A 22169-nucleotide genomic window follows, 5' to 3' on the forward strand; every position below is an offset into this window, starting at 1 on the left:
TTATGAAAAGATTAGTTAGAAAGATATCTTTCGCATTTATTACTTTAATTAGTTTTATATTGATAAGCTGTGAAGATCAATTGAGTACAAATTCTTTTGTTGATATATCCGATGTAGAAGTATTGAAAAATGTATCGCAATTAAATAAAGTATTAACCTCTACTTACAAGCAGTTGTTATTTAATTCGGATGGAACAGACCGGGTATATGCCGGTCTCCCCGGCTTCCAGATGTATGTTGATCTCGGAGGTTCCGATATTATATGCCATACGAATATGGGAGGTGATCAATTAACCGCATATCAATATTCCAATCAAAAGACGCAGGCAGACGGTAATTCCGCCCATATTTGGAAAATGTGTTATAACGTTATTAACCGGGCTAATATTATATTGACTAATATAGAAGAGGCAGATGGAAATGAAACGGATAAAAAACAGATTAAAGGGCAGGCCCTGGCTATACGTGCGATTGAATATTTCCATTTGATCCAAAATTTTCAACAGACCTATGTGATCGCTAAGAATAAACGAGGCGTTATTTTGCGTACTTCTTCAAATGATGATGCTCATAAAGGATTTGCTACAGTAGAAGAAGTATATACCCAGATAGTATCGGATTTAACCACAGCAAAATCATTACTTGCTGATTACGAACCTGAAGAGCTATGGTTGATTAATGCTGAAATTTGTTCCGGTATTTTAGCTCGCGTTTATCTGGTTATGCAAAATTGGGATAATGCTTACACGGAAGCCAAGGCTGTTTACAACAATCATAGCAGCTTGATGACACGCGAACAATACCGCTCTGGCTTCGATGATATGATATCAGGCGGATATCCGGAAGTCGTATGGGCCATGAAATACACAACAGATAATAACTTAGGTGGCGGCACCCAGTTTAATTTTTGGTATAATCAGGATGAAAGTTATGGAGAAGGTTATTCGGACGGCCCTATATATTCATTTATTTGCTTTTTTGCAGACAGTAAATTCGAAGCTCTATTCGAGAAAACGGAAGACCGTTACCAATTCTGGAAACGTACTAAAAATGCAAATATAGAAATAAGTACAAAATGGGCTTTCGACAAATATAAGCACTATGGAGAAGACGGAGGAAGCGTGATTGGAAGTGCCACCCGCCCTGAAGTCTGTTTAATGCGCGGTTCCGAAATGCTGTTAATTATGGCAGAAGCCGCAGCCCATAAAGGAAATGAAGCGGAAGCCTTAGCCTTGCTTAATCGCCTGCAAACAGCCCGTAATGCGACTCCAACAACAAACACTTCCGGTGACGCTTTATTGGAAAAAATTTACATTGAGCGCCGTAAAGAACTGATTTGCGAAGGACAATCAGGATTTTACGATTTAGTCCGCTTGCAAAAGCGATTAGTCCGTTATGGGGAATCAAAATCAAACCCGGGCGGACATTATGTATGGGGGCTTCAATATTTGAATGGCTATAATGTATCCGCTACCGAACCATCTGCTTTTTTAGAATCTAACGATTATCGTTTTTTCTGTCAGATTCCTCAGATGGAGATTCTTAATAATAATGCTATTTCCGAATCAGATCAAAACCCATGGAGCGGACAATAATTAAAACTATGCATTGCAAAAACAGCATTTAAAATCCAAATAAAACCATGTAAAAAACAAAGGAAGACTATAGATCATCTATAATCTTCCTTTTTTATTACACAGCATTCATTTAGATAAGGTTAATCAAGTACTTTTTTTTATTGAGATATGGTTTATTTATTAAATATATTTCTGATTTGTAGTTTTTTATGTAAGTTTGTCCATTCTAAAGATCACAATAATTAAATAATTATATATATGAAAAACACATTTCTTTTCTTTATTATGGTTTTGACTGTTTTACTATCTGGATGTAATCCTCCCCAAACGGTCGGTGTAAAAAATCTCCAAGTGGAGAATCAGGAAAACCCGGAAGGAATCAGTATCCCCCATCCCCGGTTTACATGGCAAATAGCTTCCTCCAAAGAGAACCTGATACAAACTTCTTATCAAATCCAAGTATCGGAATCTCCGGAACAATTAAACACGGAACAGAATTTAATCTGGAACTCAGGTGTCATTAAAAGCGACCAATCGGTACTTGTGCCCTATTCCGGTAGTCCGCTAAAGTCCAAAGGATTATATTACTGGCGTGTCAAAGTAGGCACTAATCAGGGGGAAAGTAATTGGAGCGAAATTCAGCAGTGGTCGATGGCTTTCCTGGATTCTTCGGAATGGAAGGCGAACTGGATTGGAGAAAAAGGACTCACAAATCCGGGAGAAACGGACAAAGAAAAGACACGACTCGCCGCCCGCTACTTACGTAAAGAATTTTCCGTGGGACAAAAAGTAAAAAGAGCCGTTTTATATATCAGTGGTTTAGGCTCATACGAAACCTATCTGAACGGAAAAAGAATCAGCGAAGATGTTTTCGCACCAATGCCCTCTCTTTATACGGATCGCATTTATTATAATGTATATGATGTAACTAAATTTATTCAAAACAAGGAAAATACACTCGGAGTCATCGTAGGGAACGGACGCTTCTTTTCCATGCGAATCCCAGGTATGAAGACGTTTGGACTACCGAGCTTGTTGGCACAGTTGGAAATCGAACACACCGATGGCTCTACAACCGTCATATTGAGTGATGCGACTTGGAAGGTCACGTCCAAAGGCCCTATTGTAGCGAACAATGAGTTCGACGGAGAAGAATATAATGCCGCCTTGGAATTAACCGGATGGAATACAAACGGATATGATGATTCCGCCTGGAAGCAAGCCGATCTTATGCCTAATCCCGGAGGTGAGTTAACGGCACAGCAAAATCCGAATATCCGCATACAAGACGAGGTTAAACCCATTTCAATTTCCGAACGTTCCGATCATAAATATATACTTGATATGGGACAAAACATGGTAGGCTGGTTGAAGATTGATCTTAAAGGAAAGAAAGACCAACCGATTGTCATGAGATTTGCCGAAACATTAAATCCCGATAGTACGCTTTACGTAGCTAATCTCCGGTCGGCGGAAGCAAAAGATACTTACATACCGGCGAAAGACGGATCCTTCTCTTGGCATCCTTCTTTTGTTTATCACGGATTTCGCTATGTGGAAATTTCCGGAATTGATTATAAACCGGAATTATCCGCTTTCACCGGACAGGTTATTTATGATCAAATGAAGACAACGGGTAATTTCGAAACTTCCAATAAGATTATCAATCAAATACATAAAAATGCCTATTGGGGTATTCGTGGAAATTACAGAGGCATGCCGACCGACTGCCCACAACGTGACGAACGTCTTGGTTGGTTGGGTGACCGTGCTACAGGCGCCTATGGAGAAGCATTTGTTTTTGATAACCTTTTGTTATATAAAAAATGGCTGCAGGATATTGAAGACTCTCAGAATGAGGAAGGAAGCATTTCGGTTATCTCACCTAAATACTGGACGGCATATAATGATGACGTGACCTGGCCTTCCGCTTTTTTCTATGTCGCACATATGTTATATCATCATTTTGGAGATATGGAAGGTATTACAAAGCACTATCCGGCCATGAAACACTGGATGGAACATATGGAAGAAGTGGCGTTGAAAGACAATTTAATTGTGAAAGACACTTATGGGGATTGGTGTATGCCGCCGGAGTCACAAGAATTAATCCATTCGAAAGATCCTGCCAGAAAGACAAATGGCGAAGTTTTAAGTACCACTGTTTATTATAGTCTTCTTAACCGGATGGCCGAATTTGCCAAGCTGGCAGGCAAAGAAGAGGATATACCCCATTATCAGGAACTCGCAGCGAAATTGAAAGAAGCTTATAATAAGAAATTCTTCAATGAGGAGACGGCTCAATATGATAATAATACAGTTACGGCCAATATTTTGTCTTTGCGTTTAGGTTTGGTTCCGGAAGGATACGAAAGTAAAGTTTTTAACAATATCGTCGAAAAAACGGAAAAGGATTTTGGCGGACATGTAAGTACAGGTGTCCTTGGTATCCAGCACTTGATGCGCGGTCTCACCGAATACGGACGTACCGATTTAGCTTATAAGATCGCAACAAATATAACTTATCCGAGTTGGGGGTATATGATTCAAAAAGGAGCTACCACTATTTGGGAGTTATGGAACGGAGATACCGCCGACCCTGCTATGAACTCCGGTAATCATGTGATGTTGCTTGGAGATTTACTTATTTGGTTTTATGAAGACTTAGCCGGTATAAAGAATGATCCTTCATCCGTGGGGTATAAAAAGTTACTGATGAGTCCGGTCTTTCCGGAAGGCCTCGATTATGTATCTGCCTCTTATGATTCGATGTATGGAAAGATTAAGAGTGCATGGAAAAAGAAAAACGGAATATTTAGCTGGGACATTACTCTCCCGGGAAATACTTCAGCTTTAGTTAGAATTCCAAAAGAATTCCAAATAGATACAACTAAATTAGCAGGAAAAATAAAAGAAACAGACTCATATCTTGAACTCGAGATAGGTTCCGGGACTTATCATTTCGAAAGTAAAAAATAGAGTTATTTCATTACCGGCAAAATAAATTGTCACCCATTTTGGGGTTTATATGGAATCATCCAATAAACAATAACGAGATTTGATAGGAAGAGGCCTACCCGAAACAATAAATAAGTTGAGGAAAAGCCTCTTCCCTTTTTTAGTCAAAAATCTATAGAAATCAGGAAAAAAACACATATACATATATCATATAATTATTCGTTTTGACTCCTCTTAAAGAAAAAGAAAAGACAATTTAATGAAGAAGAAAAGATACTGCTTTGCCTATCCTTTAAAAAAGAGAATCATTGCGAGGCGGGAGCCTCGCTTTTATCACCGACGGAAGCGGGAGCTTCCGCCGAACATAACAGGTGTTTAAATTGATTGAAAGAGATAAGAACCATCCTTCCGTCATCTGCTTCCGCCGAACATAACAGGAGTTTAAATTGCTACTCCAGGCAATTCAACTTTCGATCGACATCCTGATCTCCATCTGAATCTTCATAGTTTAAATTGCTACTCCAGGCAATTCAACTCCACTGGCATCAACGCAACGACCTTTCCTGAAACAGAAAACCGGGCAAATGCTTGTAGACCCACGGGTAGGGAACAAAAGAATAATAAAGACAGTGGTTCATTTATCATTTATCTTCGGGACGGATTACCGGACGGGCTACCTGTATTTTGTACTTCTTCCCCTTCATCTTCTCGTTTTCAATCGCCGTCAGCAACGACCGGACTTTCGAGGCACGTACGGCGGCAAAGGAACTAAAGTCTTTCACCTCGATAAGCCCTAAATCGGCGGAAGAGAGGCCTCCTTTTTGAATCAGGAAGCCGACGATGTCGCCTTTATTGATCTTATCTTTCTTGCCTCCGCTAATATAAACGGTTTTAAATTCGGGGCGTTCCGGCAGCGGCTGTCCGGCAGCCACTTCGAGTCGCTCCACCGTTTCCGGTATATACTCCGGCAACGGATCGCCGGCATACCAAAGGATATAAGCGGTACCGGACGCATGCATACGGGCTGTCCGCCCGTTCCGGTGGGTAAAGTCGGTCTCTTTGGACGGCAGATGATAATGAACCACATGTTTCATTTCCGGAATATCCAGCCCGCGCGCCGCCAGATCGGTCGTAACCAGATAGTTCAGACTGCCGTTCCGAAATTGGATCAATACCCGTTCGCGGTCGTCCTGTTCCATTCCGCCGTGATAATATCCGGTTTGGATTCCCTTTTCCGTCAGCAAGTCACTGATGCGCTCCGCCGCCTCACGATGGTTGCAAAAGATCAGCGCCGGTTCGGAGCGGAACGAACAAAGCAGTTCAAACAGCGTTCCGATCTTATCTTTGTCAGGCGAAAGTACCTTTCGGAGCGACAACTTATCATTCTCTTCTTCCTGCGTAAAGTCGAGTATTTCAGGATAAGTCACTTCCGTAAAGTCCGGGATCTCCACCTCCGAAGTCGCCGAAAGCAGGACGCGCTTCCGCAAACCGGTCAATCGCCCGATGATCTTCTGCATCTCCTCTTGGAAACCTAACTGCAACGACTTATCGAATTCATCCAGCACAAGCGTACGGATACCGGACGGATCGAACGACTGTCGCTCCAGGTGATCGACTAAGCGTCCGGGCGTACCGATCAATAAAGCCGGAGGATTGCTCAGGTTATTCAATTCCGTCTCAATCGAATGCCCGCCATAACAAACATTCACCTTATAACCGGTTCCCATTTTCTTCCACACCTGCTCGATCTGCAAGGCCAGTTCACGGGAAGGTACGATAACCAGGCACTGCACGCGCAAACTGTCTGCCATCGACCGCAGGATCGGCAATAAATAAGCCAGGGTTTTACCCGAGCCGGTAGGTGATAACAGAATCGTATTCTCCGCTTTCAGGATAGCCGCATTGGCCGCAACCTGCATCTCATTCAGGGCTTCAATGCCCAGATTCGATAATATCTGTGTCGTTTCAATCGTTTTCATGACCGCAAAGATACTAAAAAAGAGTAGTTTAATGAGATTCAAACATTTAAGATCGGAGTTTTATGAAAAGAAACCATTGTCGTAACTTATTGCATCCGATTTTTAATTTTTATTGTATTTTTGTTCATCAAACCTATAGAAAGACCGAATCATGGAAAACTATAAAGCAGCAGAAAATCGTTACAAAGAAATGCCGTATCGTCGTTGTGGAAAGAGTGGAATTTTATTGCCTGAGATATCACTTGGGTTATGGCATAACTTCGGGAGTGTGGATGTGTTTGAAAATTTCATCAAGATTGCCCATGCGGCTTTTGATCATGGTATCACTCATTTCGACTTGGCGAATAATTACGGGCCGGTGTATGGTTCGGCGGAAGAGAATTTCGGCCATATCCTGAAAAAGAGTCTTGGCGTTTATCGGGATGAACTGATCATATCCACAAAAGCCGGTTATGACATGTGGCCGGGGCCTTATGGGGAATGGGGCAGTCGTAAATACCTAATGGCCAGTCTGGATCAGAGTCTCAAAAGGATGGGCCTGGATTATGTGGATATCTTTTATTCCCATCGCCCCGATCCGGAAACTCCGGTGGAAGAAACAATGGGCGCTTTGGCTGATATTGTCCGCCAGGGAAAGGCGTTGTATGTAGGAATTTCCAATTATAATGACGAGCGGACATCCAAGGCGCTTGCCGTCCTTAAAGAACATAAAGTTCCGTGCCTAATCCACCAGGATCGCTATTCTCTGTTGGACCGTTGGGTGGAACCCTCCTTACTTCCTTTGCTGGAAAAGGAAGGAATAGGATTGATTGCCTTTTCTCCTCTTGCACAAGGACTGCTGACAAACAAATATTTGAATGGGATACCCGATGATTCAAGAGCGGCGAAAAATACAGGTCATTTACAGCGTGAACAAGTAACGGACAAAGTAATCGATAAGGTAAGGCAATTGAATGAAGTAGCAAAAGAACGTGGACAGACATTGGCGGAAATGTCGTTATCCTGGCTATTGAAAGATCCTCGTGTGGCCAGTGTTTTAATTGGTGCCAGTTCAGTATCTCAGTTAATGGACAATATACAGGCCACGAACAACAGCCGGTTTACGGTCGATGAAATTGCCCTGATAGACCGGATCCTTAGCTAGCAATCGTTGTTTCTACGGCTATGAGACGAAGTGCCTTGGAATTGCAGGGAAAACAACAGGTCAATCCTTATTCACTCTGTTTATGGCATGTGGAACGAAAAGACCAAAGATTACAACTTGAATACCCAGGAGATGGTCTTTTCGGCAGTCGGTTACAGAAACATTTTTTCATAAACACTTGCTCTACTTCATTTTAATAGGGTACTCGCCAAGAGTATCCCTATTATTTACCCTCTCATCTCTAACTATATGGGAGGATCTATTCACTACACCAATCATATCCCAGTAACAAAGAGTGATTTTTGAGGTAAAAAAACCGTTTTATTTAGTCAAATATCTATATAATTCCGACAAAAAACACATTTGCATCTGCAATGCATTCGTTAACTTTAAGCATTCCAAAAGAACAAAAAAATGATGCCTAAAGACAAACACCCCTATTCACTATCAAACTGGAATAATTTCATGAGACACAATAAACACACTTTTATTTGTTTACTGTTTTTTCTTACAGGTATGCAGGCTTTCGCGGCCTGTATACCTACTACTAAAGCAAAACGTACTTACCGGATTATCCATAACAACGATGGTTCGGATTTACTCCGCAACCAATGGTTTAAACACCGCCCATTATCGATAGCCGACCTGGATTCATGTGTCGATATGGTTGCCAATTCGCAGGTTACAACCTATATGATGTGTTCGGGAAGCGATTTCTTTTACGTGGACTCAAGATACGGACATGTAATGGGAAATGATCTGAACGGTACTTTAGATTGCGGTTGTGATACGGCTCAATATCGCGATTTTCTCAAATATTACCGAAATCATCTGAATCTTAAAATCGCAGGTACCGATCTGATCAAGGCAACATTGACCCGAGCCAAAGCAAAAGGGATGGAAGCTTTTATCACTTACCGGATGAACGACCTTCATTTTAACGACACGACGACCCGCTGTCCGATCTTGTATTCCGAATTTTGGATTAAACATCCGGAATATTGGTTGAATGACACGACACAAGGGTATAATAGCGGCGGAGCTCTGAACTTTGCCATCAAAGAAGTACGCGACCGGAAACTCGCCATTATTTCCGAGCAATTGGACAGATATGATATGATCGACGGTTACGATTTGGATTTCATGCGTTTTATCGTTTATTTCAAATCAGGTACCGGACCGCAGAATGCACCGTTGATGACGCAGTTGATCAGGGATATCCGCAAAAAGGCGGATGAGGTCTCCAAGCGCCGTGGAAAGAAAATCTTACTTTCCGCCCGTGTGGCACCTACCGTAGAGGAGAATATGATGAAAGGGCTGGATATACGGACATGGTTGAAAGAAGGGTTATTAGACTTTATCAGCATCGGCATTCACTGGCGCGGGGATCCGGCCATGCCGGTTGCCAAATTCCGAAAGGATTTAGGGAACGATCTGAATATCCCGTTCTATTGTTCGATCGACGACGGAGGTTATAAACCGCGTGAATTTTGGTCGCAAGGGATGCACCGGGGTATGTGTTCGTATATTCTGTCACAGGGAGCCGACGGTATTTACCTTTTCAACTATTATTTCGGCGAATACAATTCCGTATATGACGGAAAGTTGCATCTTGAAGAAGGCGGCCAAGTCTGCCGCGTCATGATGCCCCAGATGTTGCAGGAATTAGGATCTTTAGAAACGTTAAAAGGAAGAAACAAGATCTATGCGCTTTCCGACGGAGTCATTCAATATCAAATCAAACAAAACACTCCGCTCCCTCTCCGGATTATGAACAAAGAAAGGAAATCGGCGGCTATTTATATCGGCGACCAAGTAGAAGAACTGTATCCGGAAGAAGCCATCCTCTTCTTCCGTACCAGCCGGCCGGCTTCTCTTCTGCTAACGATCAACGGCAAACGAGTTAATCAGGAAAAAACTTCCTATACCAAACTGTATGACAGGGAAAGAGGATTGGAAGGAGATCAGAAAGAATATGCATTCCTTCTACCGGCTAATATACTCAAACATGGCTATAACCAAATAGAATTCAAATCATTGGAAGAAGAACAGGTCAATGTGATCCGCACGGAGATAGCACTCAAATACGGCAACGTAGAGACATACGGATATTTCTGAATGGAATGTAATCGCTTCATAAATTGAATGCTGTTTATCTATAGGTTACTCTGAATGAGGTGTACATCCTCCATCGCTTATTTATCACAGGAGACCGGATTCCCATCCGGAGTAATACATTTAATAAAGGTTAGGTTTTGGGAATCGCCGGTACTTTCAAGAGGAGTAACTGTAGTATCAAAATAACAGTTTGTCATTTTCAAGTTTTCACAACCGGAAACGGATACGGCTTTCTTTCCGGTCGTTTGATTATTCACAATCAAATCGGAAAGGCTCACGTTCCGGCAATTCTCATAAACGATCGACGTATTACCCGCATGCTGCAAAATCAATTGTTCCATCTGAACGTTTTCACAGTCCTTCAAATAAATCAGGGAAGGCACATACGCTGATACATCTCCTTTCAGATATCCTTTTTGCATCTGCTCGTCCACACTTGCCTTAACGGCATCCCCGTTCCCTTCGATGACTCCCTTGCCTCCGATACCTGTATTCTGTTGCTTTTCCGCATAAATCAACGCCGTATGACCTTCAACGCCTTTAAAATCGTAGACAGACGGAACAGCTACTAAAACAGCCCCCTCTTCTATCCGGATAACAACATTGGATTTCAATTCGACGGAGCCCGTCAGATAACGGCCCACATAGAAAACCAGCCTTCCTCCACCCTGTTCGCTGATAAAATCGATTGCCTGCTGGATCGAGCGGGTATTCAACGTCATTCCGTCCGATTTAATTCCGAACATAGAGGCCTGATAATCCTTTGCGGAAAGGACGGAAACAATTATAAATAAACCTATTACACTTATCAAAAATTTATTTTTATACATCGCTCTATAGTTTTTACTTATTCAATCACTACATTTTTCGATTTATATGGGAAGATTTGCTTTTTCCCTACGCTTTCCGGTTCTTCAAACCTCATCTTTTTAAACTTCGCACCTTGCACATCGTCCAGGACAACCGCCGGACGATAATCCTTATTCAAGGCTTTGAAAGTAACGTTATCGAACGTAATTCCTTCGGCATGACGAATATAAAAACCCCACGCCGGTAACTCTTTGAATTGGGAGAATTCAGGATAAGCAGTCCGCATTTCGGGTATGCTATCCAGTTCTGCAGGAGTAAGTCCCCGGTAAGCATAGTAAGGATTGCCACCTCCAACCGAAACAATCTCGATATTTTGCAGAGTTACATTCTGTATCTTATGATCCGGCAAACCCACGATACCGGCCGGAGAAATATTACGGGGAAGGTCTTCAATAGGACCTTCATAATTGTATCCCGCATCCGGTTTATCCATAGGGATCTCCGCATAAACATTTTTAATCACAATATCTTTCATCATCGGTTGTTTCCCATTGCTCCACCGGTCGCCGATACGCAAAAAAATCACATTGCCCGTATGAATGGAACGGACACTATCCACTTCTATGTTCTCAATCAACCCGCCATCGACCGCAGCAAACGTGATAGCCGAACGATATGTATCGTAAATAGTCATATTCTTCACTTTGAAATTACGAAATCCTCCCCGGGAAACGGTTCCGAATTTAAGGCCGTTCGCACTGGAACGTCCTACGCAGTTTTCCATCACCACATTTTGACAAATATGATTTACATCGTGTGACTTAAAGCAAAAAGCATCGTCGGCAGCATCTATTACAGCATTTCGAAGAACGACCCCGTCACAATCCACTACATCAATGCCGTCATTGTTCCAATAGGATTTACTATCCACATAGATACCATCCACCAATAAATTTTTACATTGATCGTAGGTCTGATTCCAACTGGCCGGATCACGCAAGGTAATGTCTTTGATCGTTACATTCTCGCATTCGCGGAAATAGATATTTTGCGGACGGTTCGTTTCATTCGGGCGATCTAATTTTAACGGATCAACCAATAGGCCACGATGAATATAAGAGACCATATTATTGGCTGTTTCAAAACCCCGCCCGTTAATCGTACCCTTTCCGGTTATTCCGATGTTCTGCTGTTTGACGGCAAATATCATAGACATCCATTTGATATACGGGTCTTTTACATAATCCCAGGGATTAGTAGAACCCAGCAAAGTCGCTCCGGTTTCTAAATGCAGGGTCACATTCGATTTCAGATAGATCGTTCCTGTCAGATAGTTGCCGGAAGTAAAAACCAAACGCCCTCCCCCTTGTTCATTCACAAAATCAATGGCCTTCTGGATAGAATTGGAATTCAAGGTAATGCCATCCGCCTTTACGCCAAAATCAGTAACGTAGTAATCTTTGGCAGACAAGGATAATATGCCTTGAAACAGACAAATGAACAAGACTACTTTTATTTTCATTATCATACTCTCTTTTAGATTGAATCGTTTATTTCTTATTCTTTTACTCCCTTGGATTTATAAACAAACACTTGTTTCTTTTTGCCTCCGGGTTCTTTGTATTTTACCTTTTTCAACGTAATATTTTCCGCTTCCTGCACGACAATCGCCGGCCGATAGTCCGGTTTCAGCGCTTTTAAGGTAACATTATCAAACAGGATATTGCGCGCATGACGAATATAGAATCCCCACGCGGGAAGTTCTTTAAACTGGGAAAATTCAGGATAAGATTTAGCCATTTCAGGAATACTGTCCAGGTCTGCAGGTGTAAGCCCTCTATAAGCATAATGGGGATTTCCTCCTCCGGGGTATACTATTTCGACATTCTGCAGGATCACATCGGTAATGTCATGCCCTCCTTCCAATCCGATGATACTGGCCGGTGAAATATTACGAGGATTATCTTCTACAGGGCCCTCATACGTATAGCCGGCATCCGGTTTACCAGCCGGAATTTCTGCATATAGGTTCCGGATGGTTATATTGTTCATCTTACCGATATCCCCTTTGTTCCAACGGGCGCCAATCCGGAGATAAATAGCATTACCGGTATTATAAGCGTAAAGGCTGTCTACCAGTATATCTTCTACAAAACCTCCGTCAGGCGTAGCAATGGTAATAGCAGAACGGAAGGTGTCATACACCTTATTATTGATAATACGTATATTTTTATAACCACCCGCCGAAACGGTTCCGAATTTAATGCCGTTGGCACTCGAACGAATTACACAATTGCGTATCTCAATATCCTCATTAAATGATTTCCGATCGTGCGATTTTAGACAAATGCCATCATCCGTAGCATCGATGAAACAATTCGTAATCCGAACATGCTTACAATCCCCTATATCCAGCCCATCGTTATTCCAATAGGCTTTACTGTCTACCGTAATACTATCGATCGCCAGGTTTTCACAATGGTCGTAAAACTGTACCCACTCACCTGCGTTCTTTACCATTATTTCTTTTATTTGGATGTTTTTGCAATTATATAGGTAAATTCCCTTCGGTCTTCTCCTGGCAGGTCGATCCAGTTTCAAAGAATCATCCAATATTCCTTTTTGCACCTGGTCGATAATATTATAAGAAACTTCACGGCCCCGTCCATCTATCACGCCTTTACCAATAATACCAATGTTATCCTGTCCATCAGCATAGATAAGGCTACAAGAATGGGGATCTTCCAAATTGTAATCATAAGGATTCAGGGAACCGACCCATACAGCTCCTTCATTCAACACAATCGTCACGTTCGATTTCAATTGAATCGTGCCGGTCAGATAACGTCCCACATAGAAGACCAATCGTCCGCCGCCTTGAGCGTGAATGTAATCTATGCCCTTTTGGATAGCTGTTGTATTTAAAGTCGTTCCGTTCGACTTAACACCAAAAAGAGAAGCTGGATAATCTTTGGCAGCCAAGGGCCCCAGACAGCCTAAAGCCAAGGATAGGAGAAAAAACTTGTATTTATTCATATTCATAACGTTTTTACAGGTCGGGTTAATAAATAGCGACAGGTCCGATTAATCCCATGGATTGGATCGGCTGATCCTTGCTTTTAAGGATTGTGAATTTCTGAGCGGTTTGATTGTCTTTTAAGGTTTTCATATAATTCCCCATTGTTGTAATCACATGTACTTCGATCTCATTCTCTCCTTTTATTAGAAAATCCGTGAGATCATAAATACGGTAACCAAACCATTTCACTCCACAAGACTTGCCGTTTACAAACAGTTCATTTAGTCCCCAGACCTTCCCTAAATTCAGTATTTTCCGGTTTGTATCTTTTACCTGAATCTTGGTACGATAGATCGCTTTTCCCATAAAATTGACATATTCCGTATCTTTCAAATCCTTCAATGTATCCATATGGATGGTTTCCGTCCGGTTTTCACGTCCATGTTGCAATTCGACATCCCAATGGTCCACCGACAAGGAATTTTTTCCCGAACGAGGTAACGGATTCCAATCCCTGCCTTTTCCTTCTTTGTTAAATACGATCAACAAGGTTTGGGCCGGTCCTAAATCCAACAGGAAACGCCCGTTCTTCAGATTGATCCGGTATTTATCTCCGGTTACAGGATCCCAAATCCAGCCGTGCCGGCCTTTGGTGAGCTCCCCTGGAAAAGTTAGTTCCGTCTGTCTTTCCTCATGCATATGTGCATTGACAAATAAAAAGAAATGGTTTTTATCATCCGTCTGATAACAGTTTTGTAATAAGAATCGATCGGGTTTGCTGACTGTCACATAATGAGGTATGCTATATTTAGCCATTACCTCTGTATACCATTCCAGATATTTATTATCTACCGGCTTTTCGAGTAAGACGAAACGGTCGGTAAATAACTTCAACCGGCTCACTTTTTCGCGAATCTCCTGATCTCTTTGCCGGTAATCTTTCAATCCAAGGGATTTATCAGGAAATTTTCCGATACAGAAAACCCGGCCGCCGGTAGAGACAAAATCATAAAGTTTGTCTAATGTACCGGGATAAGTACTGGTAACTTCTATCAGGAATAAAGTTTCATATTTCTTTTTCCCGTAACAAAGTTTGCCCTTTTCAACCGTGGCCTCCTTCAAAATGATTTCGGTTACATAATCGGCTCCACCACCGTTCTTATGGATGGCTTCCCAAATAAGAGAGGTGTAAGGGATATTCAGCTTCTCCGGGAACGGATCAGTCTGTACCCCCATTTCCCCCCACATATCATAATTAGCCGGGAGTAAGGCTATATCGGTGCACATATCCGCTTGTTGCAGTTGTGAGGCCAAACGGGCGCGGTAGTCATTCAGGTATTTAAAATAGGGCCACCAGGTACTGTTTTCATTGTAATAAGAGCCATATTGGACCCATCCCGGGAAGGGAGCTTCGGGTGGAGAATAATTGAAGCCATGCCAGACGGAATGAGTCGTTCCGGAAATGGCGCTCATGTCCGAGCCGATCTTCAACAATTCCAAGGTCTCATTAAAAACAATATAGGTATTCGTCATCTCTTCCGCGCTAACAACCCTTTTACCGGTCAGATGCGCAGCCGAGGAGACATATTTATTAATCATCGTATATCCCCGTCCGCGACGATAGTCTTCATCACCCATTTCTTCTCCCAAACGATGTTTCAACCAGTTGGTTGTCCACGATTCTCCCTCCGGAATATCATAACCGAGACTACTTTCCAAAGGGAAGAAACCACGGCCGTATGCCTGTGCTCGCGATTTAACGTTCAATTCACGGCACCAACGCAAATAGGTTTGGGTAAAACGCTCATAAAGCAATTCCGCCTTAGTCAGTTCGAAATCAAACCGGACGCGTTTCACCTCTTCTTCAAACTCCGGAGTTTTCGCCGCACCGTATTTATCATCCACTACTGCGCCTAATCGTCCTACCTTAAACATTGTGAAGGGTAACCAAGGCATTAGGTCGTAACCTCTCCGTTTACGGAACTCTTCGGCCAAATCGGTCGTCCAGTTGCACCCTTCCAGCTCCATACTATCGGTAAAGAAAGCGCGAAGATATCGGGACAACGGCCCGGTTTTTTGCTCTATCGTACCAGACATATGCTTCAGATACTTGTACACAGCTTTCTCGTCCATATGGTTCAAAATGGGACCGGCAGCTCCGGGCGCTCCATTAATCACACTGGCAAACGAATCGAATTTCACCAACGCGTAAAAAACATATTTACCCTCCGGTATATCTACACGAATCACTTCGTCTTTACACTGAGAGGACAAATCGACTACCTGATCCAGACTACTCATCGGATCCGGCACCAGTTTTAAAGAAACCAGCGAACAAGTACGTGAAGGATTCGGGACAGTAACTCCGGGATCAATTTCTTTAAATATATTGAATTGTGATGTTTCAAAAACAGTTTTTCCTTCGACCGGTTCAGCATATAGAATCATCACCTGCGCCCGCTCATTCCTCTCAAGCGACTCGGAGCCAAACGGCCATCCGGAACCGACAATCAGATCACAAGTCATATCCAGCCTTTTCGCTTCATCGAAAACGACTTGAAGCATCTCTATCCATTCGTCGCTTAGCCAATAAAGAGACTTTTTACCCAGATCATCACCTGTCGTAGGGAAAGCGATCGGGTTAATCTCTACTCCTCCAATACCTGCATCCTTCAACAGATGCAGTTCACGTACCAATTCTTTAGCCTCTACCTTATCTCCGTTCCACCACCAACGTACAAACGGACGATAGCAGGATGCCGGATTACGAAAAGATTCGAAAGCGTTACGTAGCGTTTTCTTAACTTGTGGAGCTTCCGTATTGTTGGCAAATAGAAACAGATCCGAAGCAATAGTAGAACCAACGGTAATGAATATACTTTGTTTAATAAAAGATCTTCTTTGCATGGGGTTAACGGGATAAAATTACTATGTATGAACAAATTTATTCACGATCTCTCAATACAGCCTTAAGCTTTTGATATTAATTATTAAAATTCTGACAGGACTTATCTTCTTTCTTTAAAAAAGTATCAAACAGACATTGTACAGCTTTTATAGATTTTGGAATGACAGATATAAATTTATTCTGATGGAGAAAGGGCTGTATCAAAAGAAAATCCTGTAAAAATTTCATAACTATGAATGCGCGCATTCATAGTTATGAATCCATTCGTTCATAGTTATGACTGCGTTTATTCATAGTTATCATTTTTTAGTTAATAAGCGAATGACTTTTAACATGACTTTATAATCAATTTTGGACACACAAAGGATTAGTACTTAGCTCCTGCGAAGGTATTTCCAAAGTCATGTGTTCTACGGAAATAGAACCAGTATTTACATGATTAGCAGAATTACTACGGTCTACCGGAATAGCCCACCGCTTATTATTATAGAATTCACGCCCTCCTTCACCCCACAGTTCAATGCGAGTCTGAAATTGAACCATCTGTAAAACACTCATTCCTTTCATCGATGAATAGGTATCACAGGTTAACGGAGTAGAATTAGCTTTTGTCCGCGCAGCCAATAATTGATTAAGAACAGTTTTTGCTGCTGATTCATCATTCTGTTGAGCCAAAGCTTCAGCTTTCATTAAAAGAACTTCAGAAGTACGGAATACCGGTTGGTCCGTGTTTACACGTCCGGTTTTCCTTTCGGAGTTATTACGAGCAATTGTAGCCGCATATTTCAAGTTCGTATAAGCCGGAATTGTAGCCTTTGTTGCTTTCTCATCCATATAGGTGAATGTCAAAGTATCTGTCATGAACAATCCTTTACGAAGGTCATTATTATCTAACTTATTATACAACCGTTCATCAATACGCATAAAACCAAGTCCCATTCCGCCGCTCGATTCGCAGAATGTATTGAAATAAGCAAATTGGTATGTTTGAGCATTTGTTCCATCTACGAATCCGAAAAAGCATTCCGGATTTACTGTAATATTAAAAAAGGCATTATCATCAGCCCGAAATTCTCTTACAGGCGTACCATCTACATTTCTCTCTTCTACTTCACGTACGACTGCGTTCTGTACGCCATAGTTTTCTTTAGCAATCAAATCCGGATAATGTTTCAAGAGGTCATCACATGCTGTAATTACAGTTGCCCAATCTCCCGTCCAGGCAGAAACACGGGCAAGTAAAAATTGAGCAATTCCACAATCCAAATCATCTTTAGCATCTGTATAACCATCATTTGCTACAGCTTGCTTAAACAAAGTAATTGCTTCGTTCAAATCTTTCTTGATAAATTCATATGTTTCTTTAGATGTAGAACGAGCAACCGGATCATTATAACCATACGTATCATAAATAGACAAGCCCAGTTTTTCTGAACCTCCCAGTAAATAAGCATCTTGATAGTTTTCCATCAGATAATTATAGCCATAAGCCCGTACAATCAAACAACGTGCCCGATAATCCTTCAACGTATTATTGTCCCCGATCGTTTTCTCATCCAGGTAACCCAAGATCTTATTTGCATTATTAATAACTGTCGCCCCCAACAACCAATAGCAATAGTTCTCAGTTGTAAGATTTGCCTCCCAGAAATCTTGTAAATTGTATGCATTACCTACCGAACCTGACATTAACTTATCTGTGTATACGATGTCATTTCCTCTTACATTTCTCAATATGTCTTGCCCGACATTGTGATTTTCTATGCTACTGGCAAAACCACCCGAATAAACAGAACTATTACTTATTAGATTTGTTGGAAGATTCTCCGCCAAGGCTTTCATCACTAATTTAATTTTTTCTTCATCTCCCGAAGCAAGAATTTCTTTAATCTGTTCGTCTATAATCTGATTAGGAGGAGTAACCTCTAGTTGATTTGCACAAGACGACAATAGCACCCCTGCAAATAGACTAAAAATATATTTTTTCATATTCATCTCTTTTTTATTGATTTATCAAATTAGAAATCCAAATTTACACCTAAAATAAATGTACGCATATCCGGATAAGTATAAGACCCTACCTCCATACCACCGGTCAAAGACATACTGGGATCAATGCCTGGTGCTGCTGACATCATAAACAAATTATCCACTGAGGCGAATACGCGAAGTCTACTGACATTCCACCTACTCAAAAAATTGGTTGGTACAGTATACCCCAATGTAATATTTTTCATTTTCAAATAACTTGCATTGAATAATGCCATGTCGGTATATTTCCAACTACCGAACGTTGCTCCATCCGTATAGGAAGTAGACGTACCATACCATTGCATCGGATATTTGGCATTCGTATTTTCCGGACTCCAAGTGTTCCCTACCAAATCATGAGCTAACGAATTGTTTCCGAGGCTTTGCGAAATATACAAACCATTAGCATATTCAACACTCAGGTACTTACCACCTAATTGATAACTGACTACTGCGGTTAAATCAAAGTTTTTATAGGCAAAGGTTGTTGATAGGCCTCCAATCCAATCGGGAATTGCATCTCCGACCTCATAACGATCTGCTAAATTATAATTTGTAACCGCAACACTTTGTCCTTTTGTGTAGCCCGGGTATGTATTATTTGCGGCTTCGGCAGCAGTCACACGGTGATAAAACAACGGTAAACCGGTACTTTGATCTACACCTGCATACTTATACAAATACATATTATACAGATCTTTTCCAACCCCACGATAATAACTTACATAGCTACCGCTTGAAGTGCCGGTAGCACTCCATCCTTCAAAACTTGCCTCCCAGCCGCCATTTTCATCCAAAGCCACCGAACCTTCTGGTATATCTGCCAGAACAGCATTATAATGAGTTCCGTTTAAAGACAGGTTCCATTTAAAGTCTTTTGTTTTCAGGATGTCAATACCTAATTCAACTTCTATACCTCTGTTTCGAACAGAAGCTGAATTTTGCTGAATTGTAGCCTGACCGGTTGCCAGATAAGAAACCGGAACATTCCAAAAGGAGTTATCTGTTAAACGATTATAATAATCGATTGTTCCATTTACTCGATTAAATAGAGAAAAATCAACGCCAATATCAAATGTTTTTGTATTTTCCCACGTTAAACGGTCGTTTACGAAACCTCCCACAGATAATGTATAGGTATCAGGCGTACCTGTACCATTTGTTGTCGAAGTATATTTTGCCCCATAGCCCCAAGTACGGTAACCACTATAATTTCCGATGCCACTCTGATTACCAATAACACCATAACTTGCACGTAATTTCATATTATCCAACCACTCTTTTACCGGTTCCATAAAAGATTCGGATGAAATTCTCCAGCCTCCACCTACGGACCAAAATGTACCCCAGCGATCCTCTGAATATTTAAACTTGGAAGATCCGTCTCTACGGAGAGATCCTGATAGATAGTATTTATCATTATATATATAATTCGCTCTTGCAAAATAACTTTCCATACGTACTATGTTCTTTCCATAACCAGGATTATCCATTCCAGTTACATTCACATACCGACTTACAAAATTTGAAGAAGAAAGAAATCCTGGTATTAATTCATAACCTGACCCCCAATTTACATTCTCATCTTGATAGTTATTATATTCATGTCCGATCAAGACATCTATGATGAATTTATCAAATTCACGATTATACGTCAATAATTCTTGTGCGTTTAAAACCATATAAGAAGTGGCAATTTTACTCATACCTCCTACCCCTTCTCCTATGCCAGTATCACTATTTTTATATTTAGTGAGCATCTTATTGGATTTATCCAAGGAAAAATTAATCCTAAAATTAAAGTCTTTCAAAAACCTCAAATCCGCATAAGTCCTGGCGGTCCAGTTATCCATTTCAACCTGTGCCAAATCTTTCTCCATAGCCTCCAATAAATTCATTCCGTATATTTGACCAACCGTAGGACCTAATGGAGAATACGTATCGCCCGCTTGCACATGAACCATTTTGGATCCATCCGCATTTAATTTTATATTACCATTTTCGTCACGGGCATACAATCCTTTTAATGGATTTTGTCCATTAATCGTACGAAAGACATTCCCTGCATTAGAACCTGCATTACGTCCAGTCCCATATGTAGTTGCCATAGATTGTGTTACAGTACGCGTGTAACCGACATTTGCCCCAACTTTAAACCAATCGTATAATATTGCATTCACATTAGAACGACCACTATAACGCTTAAACTCCGAATTAGAAATATACGATGGATTCTCCAAATAGCCTAATGACATGAAGTAATCGACTCTATCACTCCCTCCAGTAGCAGAAACATTATATTCCTGCCGGAACCGATTTTTCAAAAGAGCATCCGTATATTCATTAGCATCAAACAATTTACGGGCATTTGGATTTAATTTCCCATCCGTTCCCACTAAGTAAGCTCCGGACATAGTAGAGCTAGCAGTTGTTCCGCTTCCGGTCGGAGTATAAATAGCGCCTGGTACATCATATAGCATCCAGTTTCCCAATGTATTCCGTTGAAAGTTCGTCATTGAATTTGAATAGTCAAATAAGTGAGCACTTGCAAACTGAGCGGCTTCTTCATGAGACATATTCGGACTTTGTACATTTGTTTGGAAATTCTGAGGTAACCCTGAACCGCTTACTCCATAACGAACAGAGTTATAGATGGATTTCCATGCATATTCATAAAACTCACCGGCATCATCTATTTTATCAATATTAAACGGTCCGGCCTGATTGAATCCCCAGCGCCCTTCAAAAGAGATCTTTGTCTTTCCTTTCACTCCTGATTTTGTGGTAATCAAAACAACGCCATTGGCACCACGTGAACCATACAAGGCTGTGGAAGCAGCATCTTTTAACACAGAAATGCTCTGAATATCCTGCTGATTGATATTAGCCAAAGGGTTATCCGTTTGTGCGGGAACTCCATCAATAACAATTAAAGCAGCCGAACTATTTAAGTTAGCAGATCCAACGCCACGAACCCGGATCGCTGCATCCAAACCCGGTTGCCCATCTACAGTAGAAATTTGTAAACCGGGAACTTGTCCTTCCAAAGCCTTAGATGCAGAAGAAGTATTTTGTACCCCTATTATTTTTGAATCAACCGCCGTCATAGCGCCAGTCAAATCTTTCTTCTTCTGCGTACCATAAGCTACCACTACCACTTCTTCCAACTGTTCGGTATCTTCCGCCAATTGAACATTCAAAAACGTCTGGTTGCCCACCCTTACTTCTTGGGTCATGTACCCGACAAAAGAAAAAAGCAATACGGTATTGCTGCCACCATTCGGAACATTTAAAGTAAATGCTCCATCTGCACCAGTTATTGTACCAATAGCCGTCTGGCCTTTCACTGTAACGTTTACTCCGGGTAATTCAATACCACTGGCCTCCACCACCTTCCCTGAAACAGAAAACTGGCCAAATGCTTGTAAACCCACAGATAGGGAACAAAAGAATAATAAAATTAGTCTCTTCATAAGATACACATTTATTAGGTTAAGTAATGTTTATTCACAAACGTATCTTTTTATATCTTCTAACATCCGGAGAAAATGATATTTTTTTATTGCTTTTTGATAAATACTTTTTCCATATCTTTGCAGTAAAGGCGACAGATCTGGCTTGCGCC

Annotated in this window: 11 protein-coding genes; 4 read left to right on the plus strand and 7 right to left on the minus strand. The window is 41.4% G+C overall.

Features of this window, described 5'->3' with window-relative positions; translation table 11 throughout:
* Window positions 1-2 precede the first annotated feature (2 nt).
* Both BQ8014_RS15295 and BQ8014_RS15300 read left to right on the plus strand, forming a co-directional pair.
* Window positions 3-1595, plus strand: a complete 1593-nt coding sequence (locus BQ8014_RS15295) for a RagB/SusD family nutrient uptake outer membrane protein (protein ID WP_080905110.1) — start codon at window positions 3-5, stop codon at window positions 1593-1595.
* Between the two features lie 240 nt (window positions 1596-1835).
* The gene (locus BQ8014_RS15300; protein WP_080905111.1) at window positions 1836-4556 is read left to right on the plus strand and encodes an alpha-L-rhamnosidase; all 2721 of its coding nucleotides are present in this window, start codon (window positions 1836-1838) and stop codon (window positions 4554-4556) included.
* 620 nt (window positions 4557-5176) lie between these two features.
* Here the strand turns inward: BQ8014_RS15300 and BQ8014_RS15305 are convergent.
* Complete coding sequence (locus BQ8014_RS15305) at window positions 5177-6514, minus strand: DEAD/DEAH box helicase (protein ID WP_080905112.1); 1338 nt, start codon at window positions 6512-6514, stop codon at window positions 5177-5179.
* 151 nt (window positions 6515-6665) lie between these two features.
* On the opposite strand from BQ8014_RS15305, the gene mgrA reads away from it, so the two are divergent.
* Both mgrA and BQ8014_RS15315 read left to right on the plus strand, forming a co-directional pair.
* Entirely contained in the window at window positions 6666-7658 is a 993-nt protein-coding gene (gene mgrA, locus BQ8014_RS15310; protein WP_080905113.1) for an L-glyceraldehyde 3-phosphate reductase, read from the plus strand.
* A gap of 465 nt (window positions 7659-8123) precedes the next feature.
* On the plus strand, window positions 8124-9776 hold the full coding sequence (locus BQ8014_RS15315) for a glycoside hydrolase family protein (protein ID WP_080905114.1): 1653 nt from the start codon (window positions 8124-8126) through the stop codon (window positions 9774-9776).
* Window positions 9777-9853: 77 nt separating this feature from the next.
* Here BQ8014_RS15315 and BQ8014_RS15320 read toward each other — a convergent pair whose 3' ends face one another.
* From BQ8014_RS15320 to BQ8014_RS15345, 6 genes are all read right to left on the minus strand, one after another.
* Window positions 9854-10606 (minus strand): glycosyl hydrolase family 28 protein, encoded by a 753-nt coding sequence (locus BQ8014_RS15320; protein WP_080905115.1) that lies wholly within the window; start codon window positions 10604-10606, stop codon window positions 9854-9856.
* Between the two features lie 17 nt (window positions 10607-10623).
* Window positions 10624-12108 carry a glycoside hydrolase family 28 protein gene (locus BQ8014_RS15325; RefSeq protein ID WP_087880516.1) on the minus strand — a complete coding sequence of 495 codons (1485 nt, stop codon included), beginning with the start codon at window positions 12106-12108 and terminating at the stop codon, window positions 10624-10626.
* Window positions 12109-12143: 35 nt separating this feature from the next.
* Complete coding sequence (locus BQ8014_RS15330) at window positions 12144-13622, minus strand: glycoside hydrolase family 28 protein (RefSeq protein ID WP_080906000.1); 1479 nt, start codon at window positions 13620-13622, stop codon at window positions 12144-12146.
* A gap of 25 nt (window positions 13623-13647) precedes the next feature.
* On the minus strand, window positions 13648-16512 hold the full coding sequence (locus BQ8014_RS15335) for a glycosyl hydrolase (protein WP_080905117.1): 2865 nt from the start codon (window positions 16510-16512) through the stop codon (window positions 13648-13650).
* Window positions 16513-16858: 346 nt separating this feature from the next.
* The gene (locus tag BQ8014_RS15340; RefSeq protein WP_080906001.1) at window positions 16859-18502 is read right to left on the minus strand and encodes a RagB/SusD family nutrient uptake outer membrane protein; all 1644 of its coding nucleotides are present in this window, start codon (window positions 18500-18502) and stop codon (window positions 16859-16861) included.
* A 29-nt stretch (window positions 18503-18531) separates the two neighbouring features.
* Window positions 18532-22017 carry a SusC/RagA family TonB-linked outer membrane protein gene (locus BQ8014_RS15345; protein ID WP_080905118.1) on the minus strand — a complete coding sequence of 1162 codons (3486 nt, stop codon included), beginning with the start codon at window positions 22015-22017 and terminating at the stop codon, window positions 18532-18534.
* Window positions 22018-22169 lie beyond the last annotated feature (152 nt).

Source organism: Parabacteroides sp. Marseille-P3160 (assembly GCF_900162725.1).
Classification (GTDB): domain Bacteria; phylum Bacteroidota; class Bacteroidia; order Bacteroidales; family Tannerellaceae; genus Marseille-P3160.